Below are 25632 nucleotides of genomic sequence, written 5' to 3' on the forward strand. Positions count from 1 at the left end.
GGTGCATGTATAGATGAAAAAGGAACATTTCTTCTGTACGAATCTGAAGATGCAGAGAACTGGAAATACAGATGTCCTCTGATTACAGAGGAAACAAAGATCAGAACCATTGAGTGTCCGGACTTTTTCCCATTGGATGATAAATATGTAGCTATGGGCGCATGGATGAGCCATTATGATGAATACGGAAGATTCCAGCAGTGCAGATATTATGTGGGAGACTGGAACGGTGATGCAATGGATGTTCATACACAGCAGTGGGTAGACTTTGGAAGCAACTGCTATGCAGCACAGAGTTTTCAGCATGAAGACCGCAGAATCCTGATTGGTTGGATCAGTGATTTCTATGGAGAGCATATTGCTACAGAGCCGGGAGCTTATGGAAGCATGACTCTGCCAAGAGAACTTCATGTGAAGAATGAACATGTATATACAAAACCTGTAGAGGAAGTTTATACTCTTCTGGGGGATACAGTATATGAAGGCACAGGCAGTGAAATCAAAGTCGGCTCCATTGCAGATAACAGATATTATGCATCTGTATCATTTGAAGAAACAGGAGATTTCAACATTCTTCTTGGTCAGGATGGGGATAAATCCATCAGTCTGACTGCAGAAGGGGGAAAAGTATTCTTTAAAATGGCTGGTGTGAAGAGCGATAAGGTACAGTTTGTTTCTTCTGTGGAGAAATGCAGAAATGCAGAAATTTTTGTAGATGGAAGAACAATTGAGGTATATTTAAATGATGGAGAAGATGTTGGAACCAGACTATTCTACAATAGTAACAGACAGGGGATATTCTGTCTGAACAGTGATAAAGATGCGCAGGTGAAAATTTGTGAAATGAAATCCATCTGGAAATAAATCAGAGATTTCAGAAATCGGAATCTTAGATTTTTTCGAATATCTGTTTGACTTATGGAAACGTTATAGAAAATGAGGGATAAATAGAAATGACCACATCTATGATAAAGGGCAATCCGCTGAAACTGATGTTACAGTTCGCGTTTCCTTTATTATTAGGAAACTTGCTGCAACAGACCTATAATATTATTGATGCTGCGATCGTAGGCCAGATTCTTGGCGCAAAAGCACTGGCAAGTGTAGGAGCCAGCAGCAGTATTCAGTTTCTGGTACTGGGATTCTGCATGGGAAGCTGTACAGGCTTTGGTGTTCCTGTAGCTAAATATTTCGGTGCAGAGAAAATAGAAAAAATGCGGGATTATATCTTTAATGGAACTGTATTATGTGCAGGAATCGCAGTGATCCTGACAGCATTATGCAGTGTTTTATGTCCTCAGATTCTGCATATTTTATCTGTACCAGGAGACATTTATGACAATGCATATAGTTATCTGCTAATCATTTTCCTGGGGATTCCTTTTACGATTTTATATAACTATCTGTCCAGTATTTTGAGGTCAGTGGGAGACAGCAGGACACCGTTTATATTTCTGGCGTTATCTGCTGTTCTGAACATTTTTCTGGATTTATTCTGTATCGTAGTGCTGAAACTTGGATGTGCCGGAGCTGCCATTGCAACCATTTCCGCACAGGCGATCAGTGGAATCTTGTGCCTTATTTTTATTATCCGCAAAATGAAACTTCTGTGGCTCAAGAAAGAAAACAGGACAATAAAAGGGGATGCAGTAAAGGAACTTCTGGCAATGGGAATGCCTACGGGACTTCAATTCTCCATCACAGCTATCGGAAGTATGGTTATGCAGTCTGCGAACAACGGGCTTGGAAGTACATATGTATCAGCTTTTACTGCAGCAATGAAGATCAAGCAGTTTACCATGTGTCCATTTGATGCTATCGCAACCTCTGCTTCTGTATTCTGCAGCCAAAATCTTGGAGCAGGACAGTCTGACAGGATTAAGAAAGGATTGCGCTGTGGTATTACAGTGGGAGTAGGATATGGTATTGCGGCAGGAATTTTACTGATTTTTGCAGGGCATACACTTTCTATGCTGTTTGTTGGAAAGAGTGCGGTGGCAGTTCTGGATGCCTCTGCCAAATACCTCAGATGTATGGGATTTTTCTACTGGAGTCTTGGTATTCTCAATGTCGCCCGTATGGTAACTCAAGGACTTGGATATTCAGGCAGAGCCGTTTTCTCCGGCGTAACAGAAATGATCGCCAGAACAGTTGTCTGTCTTGGATTTGTAGGAACTTTTGGCTTCACAGCCATCTGCTTCGCAGACCAGACTGCCTGGATCACAGCAACCTGCTATATTTTTCCGACATGCCTGTGGTGCATCCGAAAGTCTACAAAAATGCTTGCATCTATAGCAGTCCGAGTAAATAATGCATCATAATCCAGCCCATCAGAGTGTGAAATTCTGCGTCAGATATCTTCCTTGTCTTTCGCACTCTGCTGAACTGTCTTAAATGCATTATTTATTAGGACTGCTATAATAAAAGTATGACAAAATAAGAAAACAGCTATGCAAGAGCAGCAGATAAAAATATCTGTACTCTTCATAGCTGTTTTTATGATATGGTAAAGCTATTGACTATATGGATACCAGTTTAAAAGAGCTTCTGCTCAGATGCTTTTTTATCCGTAAATGGTCCTGCGACAGTTTTGACATCTCTGTGATTTCCAAAGAAATCCTGATTAAAGATAATCGGGCTTCCGTCAGGATTTTCGTATTTCTGCTCCGGTTCGAATGCCATACCAAGTGTTTCAGTTGAGATGATACCGTCGTTTTCTTCTTTGATGATATCATACAGGTTGGTCTTCAGATACCAGCCATCTTCTTTCTCTTCAACAGAGATATCTACAGTGTGTTCTGCATCTGTGACTGCATTTGTTTCTTTTTCCCATGCACGTGCTCCATTGAAATAGAGATTGCCGGATGCCCATACAGGAAGATGATCATAATAGCAGTTGCCTGTTGTTTCAGAACCCATTCCGCAGTAACCTTCGAACTGTCTGTTCCATTCATCAAAGGTTGGATATCCGTTAAATTTGAAAGTTCCTGTGATCACATTGCAGTCATCCCACATATTTCCATTGTTACCCATAAGATCAGCCAGATCCTGCATACAAGGACGGATCGGTTTCTGAACGAAGATGTTGTTGTAGAATCTGTCATCTCCATGAAGGATGGTCATAAATCCTGCAACCTGAGTTCCGTGTTTGGTGTGATATGGAGTATATCTCGGAGATGGAATATCAGGTGCACCGTTGTCTGTACCGATACCAACAGAAACGAAGCCGCCGCAGATCAGGTTATGTACAAGGGCAACACCCTGGGTTGCAATTTTCAGTGCACGGTCAGACAGCAGGATATTGTGGTCGATCAATGTCGGACCATGGGAAACCTCAACGAAGATATCTTCTCCTACGCTTGTGACAGCGTCATCCCCTGCCTCGAAGTCATTAGGAAGAGCATTGTCATGGAAGAGATTTCCTGTAACGCGGGTTCCCTGTGCCTGCCAGTCAAGCCACAGACCACGGGTGCAGTTGTGGATATGGTTGCGGCGGAAAATAACATCGATAGCAGCATGCATTTTGATACCGCCAATCTCTGCTCCTGCCAGATTCTGCTTGTTATTAATGTGGTGGATATGGTTATCTTCAATAACAGAGAATACGCCTCCAAGATGTCCTACAATACCTGTCTGACCGCAGTCATGGATTTCACATCTGCGCACAATATGGGAACCGATGTGTTCTTTATCCCATCCTTCATAGGAAGCCTGGCAGATGCAGTCGCGTTCTGTCTGAGTTCCGTCTTTGTATTTCCACTTTAACCATTTGTTATCATTTTCAGGCTGCAGATATTTACCAAGAGAAATACCGCTGCATTTGGATTCATAGATTTCACAGTCTTCGATGATCCATCCTTTGGACCAGTGAGGACCGACCATTCCCTCCTGATAAGCGGTAGGGGGAGCCCACTGAGTAGCAGCCTGACTGATGCGGAAACCGGAGAGAGTGATATATCCGATTCCTTCACTTTCTGGATAGAAGCAGTTTCTTCTTACACTGATCTCAACATTTTCTTTATTGGGATCTTTTTCATGGAAGTTTGCATAAATAATTGTCTGATTATTGGCTTCATCCTGTTCTGCGTACCATGTATATACAGAGAAATCAGGATCCCATGAGATAGTACTTTTTTGTGGATTTTTAACTTTATCCAGAGTGGTTACTTCATACATGGATTTTTCATTCAGATATACATCTCCTGTATGAGCAATAAATGTAGCGATAAACCAATCTCCGGATACCAGGGTAGTAAATGGGTTATAATCACCGAAGATTCCGTTCGGAATGACTGCTTTCCATACAGTGCCTTCTACATTTTCCCAGTCTTTGACAGCTTCACTTCCTGTAATGTGCGCCTGTCCTTTTATTGCAGAACGGTAGGTGATACGCTTGTCTGCCGTTCCAGCGTGAATCGGATTAACAGCTTCACGGTATAATCCCGGTGCAACGATGACTTCATCTCCCGGAAGTGCCTTTGCAGCGGCCTCCTGAATAGTTTTGAATGGATTTTCTTTTGTTCCGTTTCCGGTCTGGATCACGGATGCATCAACGTAAATAATCATTATAAAAACCTCCCGGCCTTTTGGCCTGAATCCTTCTGTTTGCGGGCGAAATGCCCATAAGATATGTAATCTAGAGCGTGTCTGAAAAATGCTTTACGCAAGATGTGCGTCACAATTTGTGGGAGATTTTGTTCGGATGAGGGCGTCGTAGTGGACTACGACAACCGAATTCGGACAAAATATACCGCAAAGTGGGGCGTGCAGATTGCGGGAATGATTTTTCAGATATACTCTAGTGTAGCATGTAGATATGCAGCGAAACAATGGAATCCTGTGTCATTTTGTATGAATTTTGTGATGATTCATTACTGTTCACTGAAAACGTCGGATTCGAAAATAAGAGAACGAAAGAATTTCTGGCAAAAATCCTGTAAATAGAATAAATCTTGATACTTAAAACTTAAAATAGTGAGTAAATACCGGGCTTTATTTACCAGTAACTTTTGCCTGCATATCACATAGATTTTGATGTAAATACTCTGCAGATGATATATTATAAAAAATACAAATATTTTCAGAAAGTGCAGGCTATCATGAATAAAAAGAAATCAAAGAATAAAAAACAGGATAAGCAGAGTGAGAAGCCGGTTCCGAGGAAAAAGGAAGAGGAGCAGACAGAAGGAACTGGTAGAAATTCAGCTCAGAACCCTTGCTATGGATTACTGGTCTGTACTGGAATATCATATATATACTGCCTGGATTTTAAAAACAAAAATCCAGGCAGTTATTTTAATACCAGCGTGTCATTGGCAGATCATTATTGATTCCTTTAGTCATCAGAATCTGGTGCAGATCAATAATTCCGTTATGGAAGGTTGCAGCACATGCTGACAGGTAAAGTTCCCACATACGCAGGAAGGATTCATCAAACATGGTCTTTTCCTTTTCTATATTCTCACGGAAATTCTTTTCCCAGTGGAGCAGAGTTTTATTGTAATGCAGACGCAGATTTTCAATGTCCAGAGTGTGGAAATTGTCCTCTGCCATATGATTCAGGATTTCTCTCAGACTGGGAACGGTTCCGCCTGGAAAGATATATTTCTTAATCCATGGATCACCCGGATGTTCTTTCAGTGCACTGATAAAATGAAGCAGGAATAATCCGCCCGGTTTCAGAACTTTCTCTACACAGTCAAGAAAGAGCTGATAATTGTCACGGCCAACATGTTCCAGCATTCCCACACTGACTACCCGGTCAAACTGATAGTTATGTTTCGGCAGATCACGGTAATCCATCAGTTCCACTGTAAGATAATCTTCCAGGCCCTGATCTTTGATACGCTTCTGGAATTCTGTATATTGTTCGTGGCTTAAAGTGATTCCTGTACCATGTACTTTGTATTTTTTGGCAGCCTCAATCAGCAGAAAACCCCATCCGCAGCCGATATCAAGAAGACTCATACCTTCTTCCAGGTGTAATTTTTTCAGAATATAATCTACTTTATTAACCTGTGCCTGATATAAAGAGTCATCGTCATGAATGAAGTAGCCACAGGAATAACTCATGGTTTCGTCTAGCCATAATTTATAAAAATCATTTCCGATATCATAGTGGCTGGTGACTTCCTTTTCCTGATTTTTTTTGGATGTAGAACTGAACATGATCTTTTTCAGAGCAGATTCATTGGTAGAAAATTTGCTCATCTGTCCCAGAAAATGATCCAGTGCCTCGTAAAGATTTCCTTCAATATCCAGATCTCCCCGCATATAAGCCTCGCCTAATGCCAGGGAAGTGCTTTTTAGCAGCTCGGCCAGAGGAATTGTTTCCTTAAAATTTACTGTAAATGTGGGTTCTCCCTCTCCGATTGGATATTCGGAATTCTTGAACTTTACCAGAAATGGATAGTCCGTAAAGCGTTCAAGGAATTGCACCATTGCTTTTTCTTCAGCCTTTTCTCCTAATGTCTCAAACATAATATACCTCCTTTAACACAAAACTATGATACACCTTTGGGGGCGCTTATCGTCAAGGGGAGAATTAAACAAAGATATCTGGGAAATTGGTTAGACTTGTAGCAGAATAATGGAAATAGAAGAAGAAACAAAAAGTTCACAAAAAACATCTTGACCATCAAAGAAACACAAGTTATAATCCTGTCTTTGACAGTTACTAAACAAAAAAATTGCTGTACCTCTTGATTTTACTGAGGTTCGGCGATTTTTTGTGTTGTTTTGGAATATAGTATTTTATTCCCGGCCTTTTCATCGTTCTTAGTTTATCCAAGATCGTTTCGTAGCTGATGGCATTTTCCAGGTCTCTTTCAAGGTAACGATATATCACTAATGCAAGGAAACAGATAAGGAAATGGGCTTTTATGCGTATATCGTCTTGAAGAAAAAATGGTTTTGTTTCAAAATCAGTTTTCATTATACGGAAACATTTCTCGATTTCCCATATGTCGATATTTTAGAAATGCCGATAAATTTTCTATAAGATTCCATGCCTGACCCAATGTCAGGCACAAGTAATGAACTATCGGCATTTATTTCAATCCACAAAGCCGCTTGATAGTATCTTCGTCATTGGCATACTTGAACATCACATCATCCTTAAAGATGGAACTGTCACTATCGCTAAGTTTATACCGTGTCTTCATCATCAACATCGCTTATCTCATAGATTGTCTCATACTCATCAAATGAAATACTATAATAATGACTGATTACGTCTCTATAGTGAGAAATGCCGATATATTTACAAAGTCTTATAAATCCAATATTTCAGAAAGTCAAAAATCGGCATTTCTAAAATATCGGCATAATATTCCAACGACCTTCGCTGACTTTTAAGATATCTTTTACGTCATCGTCTAAGAGGTCTGTAGTTACTGCATACATCCCATCATATAAGGCTTCCTGTTCGATCTTTTCTGTGTCCAGATAATTGTGGATCTTTGCAGTTTCTCCATCTTCAGTTGCTGCGACTTTCCCTATGAATCGAGCAGGATCATTCGGATTCCTACGTTCCTTCTTTATCGTACCGGTGCTGAGCATTTTTTCAGCACGTTCTATCTGGGCATCTCAAACGGATTTCTGATATCTTGCATACTGTGGTTTTAAAGAAGTTTGTTTATTTGCATTTCCCTTATTGTTAATATAGCTTTTGGCAATATAAAAGGATTCCGAATTTTTTGATTTTGATGTAGTTACTTTCATGGAAAATCCCTCTACACACTTCTGAAAATAATGCTATATAATACTATAAAATAAAGCAAAAAATTTGACATAAAAAAGCAGGTACCATAAGGACTGCAAGCATTTTTTCTTATATTCAACTGTCAAACTCCCGTGTTCACTGACAATGTCGGATTCTGATTTTTTTCTGACAGTTTTTTGCGATTTTCTAAGAAATATGATATAATATAACATTATATAATGTTTGCATATGGAAGGAGTCATCAATGAGTTTGGATAAAAAATCACAGTTACCATTATATGCTCAGTTAATGAAAGAGATAAAAGATCAGATTCGAAAGGGAACATATAAGGAGGGAGATCAGATTCCCACAGAAGGAGAATTATCCGCTGCCTATCAGGTCAGCAGGATTACAGTGCGCAGAACAATTGAAGAGTTATGCTCTCAGGGATTTCTTGTAAAAAGACAGGGAAAAGGAACTTTTGTGGAAATACCCAAAATATATCGTAAAATAGAAAATGATAACAACATGAGTTTTTCTGAAGCGTGTCGTTCAAATGGAAGAAAGCCGTCTTCACATATCATTTCCTGTCATATTATGGAAATGCAGGAATGGCAGCAGGATTTTTTTAAACCTGAACATACTAAGATATATCACATAGAACGAATTTTGTCAGCCGATAACTTGCCGATTATTTATGAACATATTTATATTCCAACCGATTTTCTTCCAGATTTTCAGGTGGAAAAGCTGGAAAATGGATCTCTTACACGTCTTCTCAATAAAGAATATCATATGAAAGAATCTGAAAAAGCGAGAAGTACAGTAGAAGTCAGTACAGTTTCTCAACCAGTGGCAGGATACCTTAGAATGAATGAAGGAGAACCTGTTATGATTCTGGCAAGCTATATTAATAATGAAAAAGAAGAACCTTTATATATCAGTTATGAAATTATTGCTGGTTCACGTTACAAAATTTCCATATAGACAACGAAAATGTAATATTAATAGATGGTGAAGAACCGTTTAAACACGAAAGGTTATATTGAATAAAAAGAAGGATTTCAAATCTTGTTTTCAGCACAGAAATATACTCTGAAAATGAGAAACGGAAATCCTTTTTTTGTGTGTTATAGACAAAAAAATAAAGAATAAAATATCAAGAATTCACAAAGTTATGATTTGCCCAAAAGATCATATTGTATTATGACGTTATATGATGATATAATACAAACCAAGAAAGGAGGACGTGATAAATGAAAAAAAGATTTTCAAAAGTGATTATTGCAAAACATCTTTTTGACGGTATAAATGAGAAAGATTACGAAGGATATCTGTGTTTAAGTGGAAATCATATTGTCGAAAAAAAAGCAGGAAAACCTGAAAAAGATATTTTGAATCAGGCACAGGAAGTTCTTAATTTCAGGGATGAACTGGTTATGCCGGGAATTACAGATACTCATACATTTTTTACCGGATATGCAATTTATCATGTAGGAGCAGATTTTTCGAAAGTGACAGATAATGAAGAGGGATGCTGTATTCTGAGAAAATATGAGCAGAAGAGACATCCGGAGGGAGCATTACTGGGGCATGGATGGAATCCGGAGATGTGGGACAGGCAGAACGGAGAAGAAATGCTGGAAGAGAAATTTCCAAATAAAGCGGTGATCATTTTTTCGGCAGATCGTTCCTGTTGTATTATGAATCAGAAAGCCAGAAATATTTATCAGTTTTCGGCAGAAACATGTTATCCGGAAAGCTATTACCGCATCATGAGAGAATATCTGAATGACCGGGAATTTATTAAAAAGGAATTTTCAGATTATATGAAAATGATGAATTCCAGAGGGGTAACTACTGTAAAGGAAATGGGATTTGATGACTTCTATGGATTTACAGATTATCTTAAAGAACTGGAAGATTCTGAAGATCTTAATCTGAGAACCTTCTTTATGTCACAGCCTGTAGGTGAAGGAATGAATCTTGTTTATGCCCGCAGAATGAGAGAGCAGTTTACAGGAAATAAGATTCGTTTCAGTGGTTTTAACCGGATGACTGATGGTACGATTGCTTCTTATAAGGGTGATTTAAAAGAGCCATATGAAAATCAGGATTTCTGCTGTAAAGATCCGGTTCCATATGAAGAAATTGAAAAAGACGTTCTGGCAGCAGATGCAGAAGATTTCAGATGGTCTTTACATGCACAGGGAGATGGTGCAGTAGGAAAAATTACAGAAATTTATCAGAAATGCAAGAAGGTTCAGGGAAAGCTGAAAAACAGACATGCAATTACAGATATGGAGTTTACAGATCCAAAGGATTTGGAAATCCTTGGTCGGATTGGGGTAACAGCAGAATTATATTTTCAGATTATGTCACTGGATCCGGCAGATGTGCTGATTAATAATATTAAACAGACGATAGGTACAGAGCGTGGAAAATATTACTGGAACCGCCGTAAAATGCAAGACAGTGGAATGAATTTAAGTGGTGCCACAGATTTACCGTTACTGCTTACCAGTATACCGGAATCTATCTATTATTCCTGTGGAGGATACATGGATGGACGTGCTGAAGCATTTCAATCAGAAAATACTCTTACTGTACCGGAACTTCTGAAAGCATGGACAATCGGTGGACAGAAAAATCTGGGTATGGAAGAAGTGCTTGGAACGTTAGAAGAAGGGAAACTGGCAGATATTACTGTGTTTGACAGAAATTTACTTGAAATTAATCCGGTAGATGCCAGGGATGCAAGGGTTGTAATGACAATCATGGACGGAAGAACCGTTTTTACAGAAAATAGTCAGACAGAAAAAAACTGATCTGACAGAAAACAATAAGAAAAGGGGAAGGTAAAATGGAAGAAAAGAAAAAATTCAAACTTCATATGCCACATGTGCTCACATTGATTTTTTTCCTGATAATTGTAGTGGCAATACTTACATGGATTCTTCCAAGTGGTGAGTTTGAACGAAAGGTAATGGAAACTTCTGCAGGAGAAAGAAGTGTAGCAGTAGCAGGAACTTATCATTCGGTAGATAAAGTTCTTGAAGATGGAACAAATTTAAGACAGGGAATTGCTCAGGTACTTATGGCACCTGGAAAAGGAATTCAACAGATGGTAGAGGTTCTTGCATTTGTCTTTATTATCGGCGGTGTATTTCAGATTATGGCCAAGACTAATGCACTGAATATGGGAATTCAGAAGATTGTGAAAAAACTTGGAGCAAAAGAAATTCTGATCATACCGATTCTAATGGTTCTTTTTGGATTGGGTGGAAGTACCTTTGGAATGTCAGATGAGTTGATTCCATTTTATTTATTGATCATGCCAATTATGTTTGCAATGGGATATGATTCCATGACTACTTTTATGACAGTCTGCTTATCTGCAACAGTTGGTTATGCTGCATCTACAGTAAATCCATTTTGTGTATTGATTGCACAGGGCATTGCCGGGATTCAGGGAAATCCACAGCTGGTATTTAGAATGCTCCAGTTTGTGATTATGATGGCTTTGGTTATTGCTTTTGTAACCTGGAGAGCATTTAAGATTAAGAAAAATCCTGAAAAGTCTATTACGTATCAGGATGATTTGCTCAAGAAAAAAGAAATGAATACGGATATTGATTTTAATCAGGAAATGACAATTCGTCAGAAGCTGGTGCTCCTCACTTTTGTAATCGGAATGGTTATAGTGGTAGTAGGACTTGTAAAAAATGGCTGGTATATGAATGAATTATCCATGTGTTTTCTGGGAATGGGAATCCTGATGGGAATCTTTGGTGGTATGAATGAAACAGAAATAGCAGAAGAGTTTATCAATGGCGTAAAGGATATTGCATTTGCAGCTATGGTAATTGGTTTTTGCAGTGGAATCATGGTAATTGCGCAGGATGGAATGATTATTGATACTATTTTAAATGCATTAAGTGGACTGGTAGAAAAATCCAATAATGTTGTTTTCTCGGCAGTGATGTATGTGGTTCAGTCTTTACTGACATTGTTAGTACCGTCCTCCTCAGGACTGGCAGCATTATCTATGCCAATCATGGCACCTTTATGTGACCTTCATGGTGTAAATCCGGAAGCGGCAGTTACAGCTTTACAGTATGGAAATCAGTTGACAAACCTTATGAGTCCAGTAGCAGGAACAACAGTAGCGGGGCTTGCAATCTGCAAGATTTCATTTGGACAGTGGTGGAAAACTATCTGGAAAATGTTTTTGATCATGGCTGTTATAGCAATTGTATTCTGTACAATTTCAGCAGGATTATAGAAAACTATAAAATAAAAAATATAAATAAAAGGAGATTATTAAAATGAACAGACCAGAAGAATTAATCAAAAAAATCTATGAAGAGCAGGGACAGATTAAAGATGTATTTTTTACAGCATGTGGAGGTTCTTTAGTGGATCTTTATCCGGGATTCTATTTTATCAATGCAGAATCAGAAACTATGCACTCTCATTGGCTTACAGCAAAAGAGTTGATTGTATCCCCATCCAAATTTCTGAAAAAGGGTGCACTTGTAATTCTTTGCTCTCATGGTGGTAATACAAATGAAACTGTAAATGCAGCGAAACTTGCCAAAGAACGTGGTGCAGCAGTGATTACTATGACACATAATCCAAATTCTATCTGTGCACAGGAAGATATGAATCCAGTCGTATATAGCTGGGAAGATGATACAAATGAAAAAGAAAGACCGCAGGGAATTGTAATGCGTGTTCTTAATGAACTGATGAAGTTACAGGAGCCATCTTATACAAAATATGAAGCTGTACTGGATGGACTTGAAAAAGCTGACGGTATTGTCCGTGCAGCAGTAAAGAAAGTACAGAACCGTACATGGGTATTTGCTGAGAAATATTTTGAAGAGCCGTTCCTTTATATTATGGGCTCTGGTGCTTCTTATTCACAGGCATATGGTTTCTCTATCTGTTCTCTTCAGGAAATGCAGTGGATGGATTGCTGCTATCTGCATTCCGGTGAATATTTCCATGGGCCATTCGAATGCACAGATGAAGACCATCTCTACATTCTTCTTATGGGAACAGGTGCAGCCAGAGTTATGGATGAACGAGCACTTACTTTCCTGAAAAAATACGGAAAGAAATATGAAGTAATTGATGCTAAGGAACTTGGAATTGATGCAATTGACGAAAGCGTAAATGAATACTTCTGCCCAATGGTATTCTATGCAATGTCAGTAGCATATCGTACAGGTTTACAGGACAAGAGAAGACATCCTCTTGATATGAGAAGATACATGGGTGTTGTAGAATATTAATATTCTTTCGTAACAAGTCTGGCAGATATGAATCTGCCAGATGAAAAAGGAGAAGAAAAATGGTAAAGTATAATACAAAAGTACTGGGATTTGGTGATAATGTAGTTGATCTGTATGAACATTCTCATATGATGTATCCAGGCGGGAACTGTGTAAATCTGTGTGCATATTCCAAAATGTTTGGTGTAGAGAGAGCTGCATATATGGGATATTTTGGAAGTGATGACATTGCAGAATTTGTAATTTCAGTATTAAATGAACTTGGAATTGAAACTGTAAAGTGCAAACAGTTGGTAGGAGAAAACGGATGGTCTAAATGTACACTTCGTGATGGAGACCGTATATTTGGGGATTATAATGAAGGTGGAGTAAGAGGAAAGACTCCGTATATTCTTGACCGTTTTGACCTTGAATATATGAAAGAATTTGATTTTGTGCATACGGGAAATTATTGCTATACAGAATCACAGCTGAAAGTTATGAAAGAGGCTGGTATAAAAATTTCCTTCGATTTTTCTGATGACTCTTCCAAAGAATATTATGAAAAATATGCACCATACATTACATATGCATTTTGTTCTTTTGACGGAGATGATGAAGCAGCAAAAGAACATCTGAAATTTATTCATTCCCTGGGACCGGAGTTGGTATCTCTTACCAGAGGTTCTAAAGGCTGCATTATGTATGATGGTGAACAGTTTTATACACAGCCGGCAACACTTATTGACAATGTGGTAGATACAATGGGTGCCGGAGATTCTTTTTTGACCTCTTTTATGGATTGTTATATTGATCAGCTGAAAAGAGGAACTGACAGACAGGAAGCAATCCGTACTTCTTTAAAAGAAGCTTCTAAATTTGCAGCACATGTATGTACACTCAATGGTGCTTTTGGATACGGAAAACCATACGAGGATTAGAAATATAATATATAGAGTGAATGACAAAGAGGAGAAAATATATGCTGTACCATGGAAATGCAATGGATTACATATATGAGACTCCTGATATCCTGCAATACATATTGGAAAATAAGAAGGAAATTCTTGAGGACAGCAACAGAGTGCTGAAAGATAAGAAAATATCAGAAATTTACCTGACAGGTTCAGGATCTTCTTATAATGCAGCAGTAGCTGTAGCCGATTTTGCAAAGAAATTACTGGGTATACGGGTTACACCTGTATACCCAGTAATGCTTATAGAGGATTATGAACTTATTTCAAAAAGCGCAGTGGTAACAGGAATTTCACAACAGGGAACCAGTGCAGCAGTCATAAAGGCACTGGATGATGTTAGAGAGCGCGGCATTGTCACAATTTCAATGACCGGTGAATATGATACGGAAATTACCAGACATGCAGATGCTAACATATATATTGAATGTGGTTATGAAGATGCTGGTGCAACAACCAAAGGTTTTACGGCAACAGTATTGACTTTGATGATATGGATTATTGATACTGCCGAAAGCATTGGAAGGATTACAGAAAAAGAAGCTGAAAACTATAAAAAGCGAATAGATGTTGTAATAAAGAATATGAAAAATATTCTGCAGATAAGCAAACTCTGGTGCTCAGAAATATCAGAGAAACTAAAAGATAATGAAGATATGATACTTATTTCCGGTAATAAAATGAGGAGTTTGCTACTGGAGGGAATATTAAAATTTTCTGAGACCTGCAGATTTCCGGTGAGGGGATATGAGGCAGAAGAATTTATGCATGGTATGTATAATGCTGTCACTTCAAAAACTAACTTTTTATATATTTTTCCACCTAATGGTTATGAAAGAAATCGAATGGAAAAATTGTTCGATTATTATACAAAGCAGGGTTACTGTTTATTTGGGATTAATTCCAAACAGGTAGATGAAAATATAAAATATATACTGAACTGTAAATTTACAGACGATCCTGAGTTTTCAATTCTGGAATATATTCTGCCTGTACAAATGTTGTTTGTTATGACATCACGGGCAAGAAAGATAGATTTGAATATTCCGTCAGATCCTGATTTTCATAGATATATGGGTAGTAAACTGGAAAAATAGGAAAGTGAAATTATATGGGTATTATTGAGCTGTGAACAGGTAACAGAAGAAAGCATGGAGGATAAAATGGAGAAATTAATCAACAGAGAACAATTGGCAGGTATGAATATTCATTATTTATTTTATTCATTGGAATATTTTCTTGATGCACAAAAAGAAGCCGGATTTAAAACAATTGAGTTATGGCCTGGAACACCGCATTTCTTTTTAAGCTATATAGAATATTCTGACTGTAAACATGTCAGAAAACTTCTTGATGAAAGAGATTTGACTGTGAAGGTGATTACACCGGAAAATTGTACATACCAATATCAGTTCGCTGCACAGGAAAAAGAGCAGTTTGAAAAAAGTATGGCATATTTTAAGAAAGCTCTGGATGCCGGTGAAGAATTGGGTGTAGAAACAATGGCAATCAATTCAGGATGGGGATATTGGAATGAAGACAGGGAGGAAGCCTGGAAACGTTCAAGGGAAATGCTGTCTGTTCTGGCAGAATATGCCAAAACAAAAAATATCCGACTGGCAATGGAATCTCTTCGTCCGCAGGAATCCAACCTTGCTACTACGGTATATGATGTAAAAAGAATGCTGGATGAAGTAAATCATCCAAATCTGAAAGCGATGATTGATACCACAGCAATGGGAGTTGCCGGTGAAACAATTGATCAATGGTTTGATATACTTGGAGATGATATTATCCACATGCATTTTATTGATGGAAATCCTTATGGTCATCTGATTTGGGGGGATGGAACGCATAATCTTGAGGAGTTTCTGAAGGCAATCAATCGTCATGGATATAAGGGATATCTGGGACAGGAAATTACAGAATTTGACTATTTTAAAGATCCGGCTAGGGCAGATAAACAGAATATGAAAGCATATGAAACATTTATACGCTAAAACTCACATTATAGGAGACCAGCTATGAGTGATAAAATGAGAATAAAAATTTTTTCATGCATCATGCTTACTCTGTTTTTCTTATGTGCATGTAGAACGCAGAGTGTCTATGCTAAGGAAAAGATAACTGTCGGAACGAATGCAGAATATGCACCGTTTGAATATCTGGACAGTGATGGAAATCTCACGGGTTTTGATTATGAACTTCTGGAAGCAATTGCCCAAGAAGAAAATCTGGAATTGGAATGGAAAGATATGCCCTTTGATTCTTTGGTTGGTTCTATGGAAACCGGAAATATTCAAATTATTGCGGCAGCGATAGGACCAACAAAAGAAAGGGAAAAAAGTGTAGATTTTTCGGATGTTTATTATACGGGATCCCAGAGTATTGTAAGCAGTCAGAAAACACCTTTGTATGATTTTGCTGGATTATCCGGGAAAAGAGTAGCAGTTTTGGAAGGATCCCAGAGTGATTTCATTGTATCCGGAGAGAATACAGACTATGGTGTTGTTGAAAATGCAACAGTTGTCCGCTTTAAAAACGCTGCAAGTGCAGTAATGGAACTGAAAAACGGAGGTGTAAATGCTGTCTTAATTGATACTATTATGGCAGAGATTTACTGCAGACAGAATGATGATATTGTTTATCAGAAAGTGGATGGAACGGAAGAGGATACAGTGTATTGTATTGAAAAAGGAAATACAGAACTTTTAAATACAGTAAATAAGGGACTGAAAAAGTTAAAAGATAATGGAGAATATGACCAGATTTATGAAAAATTTTTCTCAGGAGAAAATGATACAACGCAAGTTCAGATAGCAGATAACACAGGAATAATTGGAACTTTCAAATTTATTTTTTCTGCAGGATAACCGTTGGAAATATTACCTGAATGGACTACAGGTTACGCTCCTGGTTTCAATCATGTCAGTACTTTTGGGAACTGTGATTGGATTAATGGCAGCAATGATAAAATTGAATGCCGATCGTAAGAAAAAAGAAACTGTATTGTCGAGGATTATCCATATATATGTAGATGTGATTCGTGGAACCCCTTCGGTATTACAATTGATGATCGTGTATTTTGCTGTCTTTCATAGCCGGTTGGGATATGTGGCAGCAGTTGTGAGCTTCGGGATTAACAGTGGTGCCTACGTGTCTGAGGTGATACGTGCCGGAATTATGGCAGTTGATAAAGGACAGCAGGAAGCCGGAAGATCTCTGGGACTTGGATATAAAGATACAATGAGATTTATTATTATTCCACAGGCTTTAAAAAATATTCTGCCTGCAATGGGAAATGAATTTATACAGTTGATTAAGGAAACTTCCATTTTGGGATATGTAGGTATTATGGATCTTACCAAAGCTTCTAGTTATGTTTCATCAAGAACCTATCAGATGTTTATACCATTGATAACTGCTGGAATTATGTATTATCTGATTGTGAAAATACTCTCTATATTTCTCGAAAAGATGGAAAGGAGAATGAGACAAAGTGATTAGTGTACATAATCTGAAAAAATCTTTTGGAAATGTGCAGGTTCTCAAGGGTATTAATATAGAAATACGAAAAGGTGAATGTGTCTGTATTATTGGCCCTTCAGGATCTGGAAAATCTACTTTTTTGAGATGCCTGAATCTTCTGGAGGTACCAGATGAAGGAGAAATTATTATAGAAGGGGAGCGCATTCTGGAAAAAAGGAAAGATATTGATAAATATCGAGAAAATGTAGGAATGGTATTTCAGCATTTCAATTTATTTCCAAACATGACAGTGCTGAAAAATATAACTCTTGCACCTGTAAGATTAGGAAAATGGAAAAAAGAAGAAGCGGATGAAAAAGCAATAGGACTGTTAAAAAGAATTGGGTTGGAGAAGAAAGCACTGTCTTATCCATCAAAGCTTTCCGGAGGTCAAAAACAAAGGGTTGCGATTATAAGAGCACTGGCTATGAATCCTGAAATTCTTTTATTTGATGAACCAACTTCAGCATTAGATCCTGAAATGGTAGGAGAAGTACTTGATGTAATGAAGAAATTGGCAGGAGAGGGAATTACAATGCTTATAGTTACCCATGAAATGGGATTTGCCAGAGAAGTGAGTGACAGGGTATTGTTTTTTGATCAGGGAGCTATATTAGAAGACGGTTCTCCAGAAGAAGTATTTGAAAAGCCACAACATAAGAGAACGAAAGAATTTCTTGCGAAAGTTTTATAAAATTCGAGTTACAAAAAGAAGATAGTGTTATGGTTGGTGTAATGTAAAAAACAAAAAATTCACAAAAAACATCTTGACCATCAAAGAAACACAAGTTATAATCCCCTATATAAAAATTTTCGTACAAAGAGCAGACAATGGGGTCTGAGAAAGAATCCCATTGCCTGCTCTTTTTTGTGTACTGCGAGGATTTTTATTACTGTTCACACACCACTATCCCGCGAGGTGTTTTGGCATGAATACGCCAAAATCCCGAGACATACAAGCCAAAATTCCATTGCCGCAGGCAATCTGGAATGAATTTTGGCTACGTTACTGAGAACGGAGTGAACAGTAACAGATTTTTGCATATTATAATCCGCACAATTCGAGAGGAGGAATATCATGAGGCTGAATCCCAAAGAACAGGAAAAATTAATGCTTCATATGGCAGGAAATCTTGCAAAAGAGAGAAAGGAAAGAGGTCTGAAACTGAATTACGTGGAGGCACTTGCGTATATCAGTTCTGAACTCCTGGAGCTTGCAAGAGATGGTAAAACAGTAGTAGAGCTGATGCAGCTTGGAACCAAAATCCTTACAAAGGATGACGTAATGGACGGTGTTGCTGATATGATCGGTGAAGTTCAGGTAGAGGCAACATTCCCGGATGGAACCAAGCTTGTGACAGTACATAATCCAATTCAGTAAGGAGGAGAATGAGCATGAAGATCGGTGAAATTATGGCCGCAGATCGTGAGATCACACTTAATGAAGGCAAGAAAACAGTGACAGTAACAGTGGCAAACAAAGGCGACAGACCGGTTCAGGTCGGTTCTCATTTTCACTTCTTTGAAGTAAATAAATGCCTTTCTTTTGACAGGGAAAAAGCCTATGGATATCATCTGGACATTCCTTCAGGAACATCTGTAAGATTTGAGCCGGGTGAAGAAAAAGAGGTTCAGCTTACAGAAATGGGCGGCAGACAGAGAGTATTCGGACTGAATGATCTCACCCGCGCCCAGGCAACTGACGATACAAAAGTAGCATCCATGGAAACTGCGAAATTAAAAGGATTTCTGTAAGGAGGGACAACAATGAGTACAAAAATTTCCGGAAGCAAATATGCGGCAATGTATGGCCCGACTACAGGAGATAAGGTACGTCTGGCAGATACAAGCCTTGTGATCGAGGTAGAAAAAGATTATACAACCTATGGAGACGAAGTAAAGTTCGGCGGCGGCAAGACTATCCGTGACGGTATGGGACAGTCTGTTAAAACCTGTAGCAAAGACGGAGATCTGGATCTGGTAATTACCAATGCATTGATCGTAGACTCTACAGGAATCGTAAAAGCAGATATCGGTATCAAAGACGGCAAGATTGCAGGAATCGGTAAAGCCGGAAACCCGGACATCATGGATGGTGTGACACCCGGAATGACAGTGGGCGCATCTACAGAAGCACTTGCAGGAGAGGGAATGATCGTAACTGCAGGTGGAATTGATACCCATATCCATTTCATCAGTCCGCAGCAGATCGACTGTGCATTATACAGCGGTGTAACTACTATGATCGGTGGTGGTACAGGCCCTGCAGACGGTACAAATGCGACTACCTGTACACCTGGACCATGGAACTTAAAAATGATGTTAAAGGCAGCCGAGGAATACCCGATGAACTTAGGTTTCCTTGGAAAAGGTAACTGCTCAGACGAAGCTCCTCTCATTGAGCAGGTCAAGGCTGGAGCTATGGGACTGAAGATCCATGAGGACTGGGGTGCAACACCTGCAGTTATCAATCACTGTCTGAATGTGGCAGATGAATATGATGTACAGGTTGCCATCCATACAGACACATTAAATGAAGGTGGATGTGTGGAAGATACACTTGCAGCTATCGGCGGCAGAACCATCCATACTTATCATACAGAGGGTGCAGGCGGTGGACATGCACCGGATATCATCCGCGCAGCAGCAGCTCCGAACGTACTGCCATCCTCCACAAACCCTACAATGCCATATACAGTAAACACTCTGGATGAGCATCTGGATATGCTGATGGTCTGCCATCACCTTGACAAGAGAATTCCGGAAGATGTTGCATTTGCAGATTCCCGAATCCGTCCTGAGACAATCGCAGCAGAGGATGTTCTTCATGATATGGGTATCTTCAGTATGATGAGCTCTGACTCTCAGGCTATGGGACGTGTAGGTGAGGTTATTACACGTACCTGGCAGACAGCAAGTAAGATGAAAGATGAGAGAGGTGCACTTCCGGAAGATGCAGGACATGACAATGACAACTTCCGTGTAAAACGTTATATCTCCAAATATACCATTAATCCGGCAATCACACACGGTATTTCCCAGTATGTGGGCTCTGTGGAAGAAGGTAAATTCGCAGACCTCGTTCTCTGGAATCCTGTGTTCTTTGGTGCAAAACCGGATATTATCATCAAAGGCGGTATGATCATTGCATCTAAGATGGGCGATGCAAATGCATCCATTCCGACTACACAGCCGGTTCTCTATCAGCCAATGTTTGCAGCTCATGGAAAAGCTAAGAATGAAGCCTGCCTGACCTTTGTATCCCAGGCTGCCATGGATGAAAATGTAAAAGAGAAATACGGTCTTGAGAAAACTGTAGTACCTGTAAAGGGATGCAGAAATATCAGCAAAAAAGATATGGTATTTAACGACAGAACACCGGAACTGACTGTAGATCCGGAGACATATAAGGTTACTGTTGACGGCGAAGAGATCACTTCCAAACCGGCAGAGAAGCTTCCGCTGACACAGCTTTACAGTCTGTTCTAAACAACTTTAAACCATTACATTCTGGTTATCTGATCATAAAAATGATATTCGCAGGACTGTTATTTATGGAGTTTTGTGAGAACTTTTATAAGAACTTACCAAACAATATAATGACAGTCCTGTCAGTATAAAATTCTGATTTTTATATGAAAATAAGCTGGATTTATTCATCTTGTTATGCGTGTTGAATAAAAGTATTTCCACTTACGAAATATAAACAGAAAAATATACTGAAGAAGCAGGAGAGGAGAGAATATTATGTTAGGAGTTTGTCTTTTATTCGTAGGAATCGTACTGATCAACAACGGTATGTGTTCTTTATACAATGTAGACGGAAAATCAACCGCCATTATGAACATCTTTACAGGTGGTCTTTCTTTATTTATTAACTTTGTCAATCTGGTGCAGGGCAATTATTATGCAGCAGGAACAGGACTGCTGTTCTGTTTTACCTATCTTTTCGTAGCCCTGAGTAAATTCCTGAAAGCAAGCCCTATCCCATTTGCATGGTTTTCTACTTTTGTAGCCATCAATGCGGTGATCTTCGGTACAATCGAGGGATTTACAGGAAGCACTGCACTGGGAATCACACCGGATCTGCGTTGGGCAGCAATCTGGTATCTGTGGGCAATTCTCTGGGGAACTGCTTTCGTAGAAGATATCTGCGGAAAAAAACTGGGAAAATTCGTTCCATATCTTCAGGTATTTGAAGGAATCGTAACTGCATGGGTTCCTGGAGTTATGATGCTACTTCAGATTTGGTAAGAACACAATCAATAAACCTTATCAATTGGAGAACAGGTGGTATTAATAAAACATAAAGCAGATTCTGGAGGTTGAAAATAATGCTGTGTGAACAGGTTTTAGGAAAGCTTCATGATTTTGATATTACAGGAAAAACAATAGAATATGTAGATATCGAATGGCACGAAGCATTTAAGAAAATACATAAAAAAATAACAGACAAAGGAACAGAAGTGGGAATCCGCATGGACGATTCCATTCTCGCCAGAGGTCTGTATCAGGATGATGTGATCTATGCAGATAATGAGAAGCTTGTAGTGGTAAACACACCGCCATGCGAAGTTATCCGTGTTTCTCTGACTCCCGGACATGAGAAAATGTCTGCAAAGGTCTGCTATGAAATCGGAAACAGACACGCACCGCTTTTCTGGGGAGAGAATGATACGTTTATCACGATCTATAATGAGCCAATGCTTGTTATGCTTCAGAAAATCCATGGAGTTCAGGCAGAGAAAGAAGTGTTGAAGCTGGACTTTGACAAGAGAATTTCTGCAAGTATTCATAATCATCATCATTAATAACAACGGAGGTTCTTCATGTCAGAAAAACAGTTCTATCTTCTACAGGTAAATGATGCGCTGTTCCCTATCGGAGGATATTCCCACTCCCAGGGACTTGAGACTTATATTCAGCGTGGAATTGTCCATAATGTAGACACAGCCAGAGAGTACATCACTCACAAAATCAAATGGAATCTTGCGTATACAGAACTTCTGGCAGCCAGACTTGCATACGAAGCTGCAGGAAAAAGACCTGCAGGAACTTCTGTACTTGGAAGAACTTCTGGAAGCATCCAGAATTCCTATGGAACAGAGAGAAGCTGCCAGAAAAATGGGTTCCCGTTTTGCCAAGACCATTGAAAAGCTTGGACTTTCCATCAGCGAAACAGGGATTTTCAGAGAATATCTGGATGCAAGAAAGGGAAAAGCAGTAAATCATTGCTGTATTTACGGAGTTTTCTGTGCAGAAATGCAGATTCCTCTGGAAGAGGCGCTGACACATTATCTATATGCCCAGACATCTGCAATCGTCACCAACTGCGTAAAAACAATCCCCCTCAGCCAGACATCCGGGCAGCAGCTTCTGAGCGGATGCTATGGGGAATTTGATGAGATATTAAAGGATGTCATGAACAGAAGTGAGGAGGACTTATGTCTCTCTGCACCTGGATTTGATATCAGAGGAATCCAGCATGAGAAGTTGTATTCCAGGCTATATATGTCGTAGCTTGAATTTGGTATTAGTTTATTCCAGGCTCAAGCGTGGATAGAAACAGAATCATGTGTATAATATGAAATCTTCAAAAATAATATGTGGAAAGTCAGTAAACAGATTATAAGAAGCTATCAACAAGTAAAGTAGAAAAGAGGAAATCGGTTATGTCATACGTAAAAATCGGAGTTGCCGGACCTGTGGGTTCCGGAAAAACAGCACTTATTGAAGCACTGTCAAGAAAGATGGCAAAGGATTACAGCATTGGTGTCATCACAAATGATATCTACACAAAAGAAGACGCCCAGTTCCTTGCAAAGAACAGCGTTCTTCCTGTAGAGAGGATCATTGGTGTAGAGACAGGCGGATGCCCTCACACAGCCATACGTGAAGACGCTTCCATGAATCTGGAAGCAGTAGATGAGATGATGGAACGCTTCCCTGATATTGAACTTCTTTTTATCGAAAGCGGCGGAGATAACCTGTCTGCAACATTCAGTCCGGAGCTGGTAGATGCAACCATCTTCGTCATTGATGTAGCAGAAGGAGATAAGATTCCGCGTAAAGGCGGTCCTGGAATCACACGTTCTGATCTTCTTGTAATTAATAAGATAGACTTGGCTCCATATGTAGGTGCAAGTCTTGAAGTAATGGAAAGAGATTCCAAAAAAATGCGTGGTGACAGACCATTCCAGTTTACAAATATCCGCGGAGATGAGAACGTAGATAAAGTGGTAGAGTGGATCAAGAAAAACGTACTCCTGGAAGGAATGTAAAGGAAAATGCCTATGGATAACAAATTCGGAAAAATATCCCGCATCAGCGCCTGCGCAGCCTTAAAAGACGGAAGGACTATTCTGGAAGATCTGTCTTTTACAGCACCATACAAGATCATGATGCCTTTCGAAAAAGAAAACGGTGGGATCCAGATCATGCCGCTCTGTGCTTCCGCAGGAATTATGGCAGGCGATTCCCAGGAATTTTCCTATCATGTAAAGGAAGGCGCAGACCTGGAAGTCCTGTCCCAGTCCTTTGAGAAAATCCACAAAATGGACGAAGGCTCAGCCGCCCGAACCATTGAAGTGCAGGTAGACAAAAACGCCACATTATATTACTATCCACAGCCGGTGATTCCTTTCGCACAGTCAGCCTTTGACAGCAAGATGACTATCCATCTGGAAGACGAAACCTCCCGTTTATTCCTGCTGGAGATCATCTCCTGTGGTCGAAACGCTCATGACGAACGTTTTCAGTACCGCAGATTCTCCTCAAAAGTCCTGTTGTACAGAGGAGACAAACTGATTTATCGTGATAATACCAGCTACGAACCGGACAAAATGCCCATGGAAGGAATCGGAATGTACGAGGGCTACACACATATGGCAAACCTGTTTCTTTCTAAGATCTGCAGCAGAGATGGTGAAAGTTGCAGTCAGGAATCCGGGAGTGTAAAGTCAGCAGATTCAGCAATCAATCTGGAACTTCAGGAAAAAATCTGGCAGATCCTTGATGAAGATTCGGAAATAGATGGAGGCGTTACCCGTCTCACAACCGGAGATCTGGCGTTGAGAATCTTCGGTTATCGTGCTCAGAAACTGCAGCAGGTAGCGGAAAAAATCAAGAAATTATACGAAAAAGAACAAATATAAAAAATGGCGGGAAATCCCGCCATTTTTTGTGCTGATGTATAGAATTATGTCGCTGAGGCGACCCGCCGCAGGCGGAGAATCATTGAGCATCCCTTAATTGCTCTACAACGCTGCATTTCGCTGCGTTGTCATACATCATGCAAGGAATCAGCCACCCCAGCAGAAGAAATACCGGAATTGTCAGCAGGACAGGCAGAATGGTGAATTGATACTCAAAGAACCAGAACATACTGCCCAGCATTTTTCCTGCAAGAGGTCCCACCGCCAGCGACAGAATAAAGGCCACTGCTACGGAGGACATTGCGTAAAACAATCCCTCGTAGATCAGCATGGTTTTGAGCTGCCGGTTCGTCATTCCTACAGCCTGAAGCACAGCAAATTCACGGCGGCGGGAAAGAATACCGGTCATCATGGCGTTGAAGAAATTTAAGAGTCCCACCAGCCCGATGATAGCACAGAGGATACCACCTATCAGAAGGAACATCTGCCGGAACTGAGCAAATTCAGAGCGAGCCGTGGCCTTGCTTTCATACATCAAGGGCGAAAACTCACCGGCAGTGAGCTTCGATAGATATTGCTCTGCTTCGGCCTCGTCCGCTTCGTCCGCTGTGTCGAACAGGTAGAGCATCGGAATGGCTGCACCACCGCTGTCCCTCTGTGCGGTGTCCACAGACAAAACTGCATCATAGCCAACGCCGCTATAACGATAACTCATGGAATTCGGAAGTTCTACCAAGGCGCAGACCGTGTACTCTACATCTCTGGCTCCATACAGTTTTTTCTGACGGTACTCCTCCGGTGTATCTTCGGTGCGGAGTTCTCCGGTGCGGCTGTCGATATATTTCACATCATCCGCATAGGTAGCCGTGATCGTGTCTCCCACCTTGGGGTAGTATTCAGGATTGAGCAGATTACCGTAGTCATCTAAGGAAACCGCAATGGCAATGGCGTTATTGTCCGGCTCCAGCATAGGAGAAATATCTCCGTCGAGCAC

25 protein-coding genes and 4 pseudogenes are annotated in these 25632 nt (G+C 39.8%); 22 read left to right on the forward strand and 7 right to left on the reverse strand.

Annotation, left to right across the window (positions count from 1 at the left end):
• A pseudogene (locus AC075L_RS13035) lies at window positions 1-864 on the forward strand (glycoside hydrolase family 32 protein); the annotation flags it as partial.
• 89 nt (window positions 865-953) lie between these two features.
• Complete coding sequence (locus AC075L_RS13040) at window positions 954-2321, forward strand: MATE family efflux transporter (protein ID WP_192927219.1); 1368 nt, start codon at window positions 954-956, stop codon at window positions 2319-2321.
• Between the two features lie 214 nt (window positions 2322-2535).
• On the opposite strand, the gene AC075L_RS13045 is transcribed toward AC075L_RS13040, so the two are convergent.
• Together AC075L_RS13045 and AC075L_RS13050 are read right to left on the reverse strand one after the other, a co-directional pair.
• Complete coding sequence (locus AC075L_RS13045) at window positions 2536-4566, reverse strand: right-handed parallel beta-helix repeat-containing protein (RefSeq protein WP_128868134.1); 2031 nt, start codon at window positions 4564-4566, stop codon at window positions 2536-2538.
• A gap of 93 nt (window positions 4567-4659) precedes the next feature.
• Entirely contained in the window at window positions 4660-4749 is a 90-nt protein-coding gene (locus tag AC075L_RS13050) for a DUF6783 domain-containing protein (protein WP_318269296.1), read from the reverse strand.
• Here AC075L_RS13050 and AC075L_RS13055 point away from each other — a divergent pair.
• Window positions 4708-4944: pseudogene (locus AC075L_RS13055) on the forward strand (DUF6783 domain-containing protein); the annotation flags it as partial. The gene AC075L_RS13050 and the pseudogene AC075L_RS13055 sit on opposite strands and share 42 nt — an antisense overlap.
• A 351-nt stretch (window positions 4945-5295) precedes the next feature.
• Here AC075L_RS13055 and AC075L_RS13060 read toward each other — a convergent pair.
• From AC075L_RS13060 to AC075L_RS13075, 4 genes and pseudogenes are all read right to left on the reverse strand, one after another.
• Window positions 5296-6480 (reverse strand): SAM-dependent methyltransferase, encoded by a 1185-nt coding sequence (locus tag AC075L_RS13060; protein WP_008705100.1) that lies wholly within the window; start codon window positions 6478-6480, stop codon window positions 5296-5298.
• 289 nt (window positions 6481-6769) lie between these two features.
• Window positions 6770-6961, reverse strand: a pseudogene (locus tag AC075L_RS13065) (IS1634 family transposase); the annotation flags it as partial.
• A gap of 88 nt (window positions 6962-7049) precedes the next feature.
• Window positions 7050-7172, reverse strand: a complete 123-nt coding sequence (locus AC075L_RS13070; protein ID WP_259838393.1) for a hypothetical protein — start codon at window positions 7170-7172, stop codon at window positions 7050-7052.
• 142 nt (window positions 7173-7314) lie between these two features.
• Window positions 7315-7620 (reverse strand): annotated as a pseudogene (locus tag AC075L_RS13075) (IS1634 family transposase); the annotation flags it as partial.
• A gap of 347 nt (window positions 7621-7967) precedes the next feature.
• On the opposite strand from AC075L_RS13075, the gene AC075L_RS13080 reads away from it, so the two are divergent.
• The 19 genes from AC075L_RS13080 (at window position 7968) to AC075L_RS13170 (ending at window position 24638) form a co-directional block, all read left to right on the forward strand.
• Window positions 7968-8690, forward strand: coding sequence for a GntR family transcriptional regulator (locus AC075L_RS13080; RefSeq protein ID WP_055058817.1), 723 nt, complete (start codon window positions 7968-7970; stop codon window positions 8688-8690).
• A gap of 269 nt (window positions 8691-8959) precedes the next feature.
• Window positions 8960-10531, forward strand: coding sequence for an amidohydrolase family protein (locus AC075L_RS13085; RefSeq protein ID WP_055058816.1), 1572 nt, complete (start codon window positions 8960-8962; stop codon window positions 10529-10531).
• Window positions 10532-10566: 35 nt separating this feature from the next.
• On the forward strand, window positions 10567-11988 hold the full coding sequence (locus AC075L_RS13090; RefSeq protein ID WP_055058815.1) for a YfcC family protein: 1422 nt from the start codon (window positions 10567-10569) through the stop codon (window positions 11986-11988).
• 43 nt (window positions 11989-12031) lie between these two features.
• Complete coding sequence (locus AC075L_RS13095) at window positions 12032-13003, forward strand: SIS domain-containing protein (protein ID WP_055058814.1); 972 nt, start codon at window positions 12032-12034, stop codon at window positions 13001-13003.
• Between the two features lie 59 nt (window positions 13004-13062).
• The gene (locus AC075L_RS13100; protein WP_025577722.1) at window positions 13063-13923 is read left to right on the forward strand and encodes a PfkB family carbohydrate kinase; all 861 of its coding nucleotides are present in this window, start codon (window positions 13063-13065) and stop codon (window positions 13921-13923) included.
• Window positions 13924-14066: 143 nt separating this feature from the next.
• A complete protein-coding gene (locus AC075L_RS13105) occupies window positions 14067-15053 on the forward strand; it encodes an SIS domain-containing protein (RefSeq protein WP_173700945.1) in 987 nt (328 codons plus the stop codon).
• Window positions 15054-15119: 66 nt separating this feature from the next.
• On the forward strand, window positions 15120-15956 hold the full coding sequence (locus AC075L_RS13110; protein WP_055058823.1) for a sugar phosphate isomerase/epimerase family protein: 837 nt from the start codon (window positions 15120-15122) through the stop codon (window positions 15954-15956).
• Between the two features lie 24 nt (window positions 15957-15980).
• Complete coding sequence (locus AC075L_RS13115; protein WP_476387787.1) at window positions 15981-16829, forward strand: basic amino acid ABC transporter substrate-binding protein; 849 nt, start codon at window positions 15981-15983, stop codon at window positions 16827-16829.
• Window positions 16795-17463, forward strand: a complete 669-nt coding sequence (locus AC075L_RS13120; RefSeq protein ID WP_476387788.1) for an amino acid ABC transporter permease — start codon at window positions 16795-16797, stop codon at window positions 17461-17463. The genes AC075L_RS13115 and AC075L_RS13120 overlap by 35 nt, the downstream gene beginning before the upstream one ends.
• Window positions 17456-18178, forward strand: a complete 723-nt coding sequence (locus tag AC075L_RS13125) for an amino acid ABC transporter ATP-binding protein (protein WP_055058812.1) — start codon at window positions 17456-17458, stop codon at window positions 18176-18178. The genes AC075L_RS13120 and AC075L_RS13125 overlap by 8 nt, the downstream gene beginning before the upstream one ends.
• Before the next feature lie 384 nt (window positions 18179-18562).
• On the forward strand, window positions 18563-18865 hold the full coding sequence (gene ureA, locus AC075L_RS13130; protein WP_008705098.1) for an urease subunit gamma: 303 nt from the start codon (window positions 18563-18565) through the stop codon (window positions 18863-18865).
• 14 nt (window positions 18866-18879) lie between these two features.
• Complete coding sequence (ureB, locus tag AC075L_RS13135; protein WP_173697199.1) at window positions 18880-19239, forward strand: urease subunit beta; 360 nt, start codon at window positions 18880-18882, stop codon at window positions 19237-19239.
• Between the two features lie 12 nt (window positions 19240-19251).
• The gene (gene ureB, locus AC075L_RS13140; RefSeq protein ID WP_008705097.1) at window positions 19252-20973 is read left to right on the forward strand and encodes an urease subunit beta; all 1722 of its coding nucleotides are present in this window, start codon (window positions 19252-19254) and stop codon (window positions 20971-20973) included.
• A 258-nt stretch (window positions 20974-21231) separates the two neighbouring features.
• Window positions 21232-21738: an AmiS/UreI family transporter gene (locus AC075L_RS13145; protein WP_008705095.1), complete on the forward strand. Its 507-nt coding sequence runs from the start codon at window positions 21232-21234 to the stop codon at window positions 21736-21738.
• 80 nt (window positions 21739-21818) lie between these two features.
• Complete coding sequence (locus tag AC075L_RS13150; RefSeq protein ID WP_020993181.1) at window positions 21819-22295, forward strand: urease accessory protein UreE; 477 nt, start codon at window positions 21819-21821, stop codon at window positions 22293-22295.
• Window positions 22296-22313: 18 nt separating this feature from the next.
• Window positions 22314-22637 carry an urease accessory protein UreF gene (locus tag AC075L_RS13155; RefSeq protein ID WP_476387789.1) on the forward strand — a complete coding sequence of 108 codons (324 nt, stop codon included), beginning with the start codon at window positions 22314-22316 and terminating at the stop codon, window positions 22635-22637.
• Window positions 22549-23004: an urease accessory protein UreF gene (locus tag AC075L_RS13160; RefSeq protein WP_476387790.1), complete on the forward strand. Its 456-nt coding sequence runs from the start codon at window positions 22549-22551 to the stop codon at window positions 23002-23004. Before AC075L_RS13155 ends, AC075L_RS13160 begins: the two co-directional genes overlap by 89 nt.
• 152 nt (window positions 23005-23156) lie before the next feature.
• Window positions 23157-23765 carry an urease accessory protein UreG gene (gene ureG, locus AC075L_RS13165; RefSeq protein ID WP_008705089.1) on the forward strand — a complete coding sequence of 203 codons (609 nt, stop codon included), beginning with the start codon at window positions 23157-23159 and terminating at the stop codon, window positions 23763-23765.
• A 12-nt stretch (window positions 23766-23777) separates the two neighbouring features.
• Complete coding sequence (locus AC075L_RS13170; RefSeq protein WP_020993180.1) at window positions 23778-24638, forward strand: urease accessory protein UreD; 861 nt, start codon at window positions 23778-23780, stop codon at window positions 24636-24638.
• Between the two features lie 79 nt (window positions 24639-24717).
• On the opposite strand, the gene AC075L_RS13175 is transcribed toward AC075L_RS13170, so the two are convergent.
• The coding region (locus AC075L_RS13175; protein WP_476387791.1) for an ABC transporter permease at window positions 24718-25632 on the reverse strand (915 nt) is incomplete at its 5' end.

The organism is Blautia sp. ZXY-1-B12 (genome assembly GCF_056339915.1).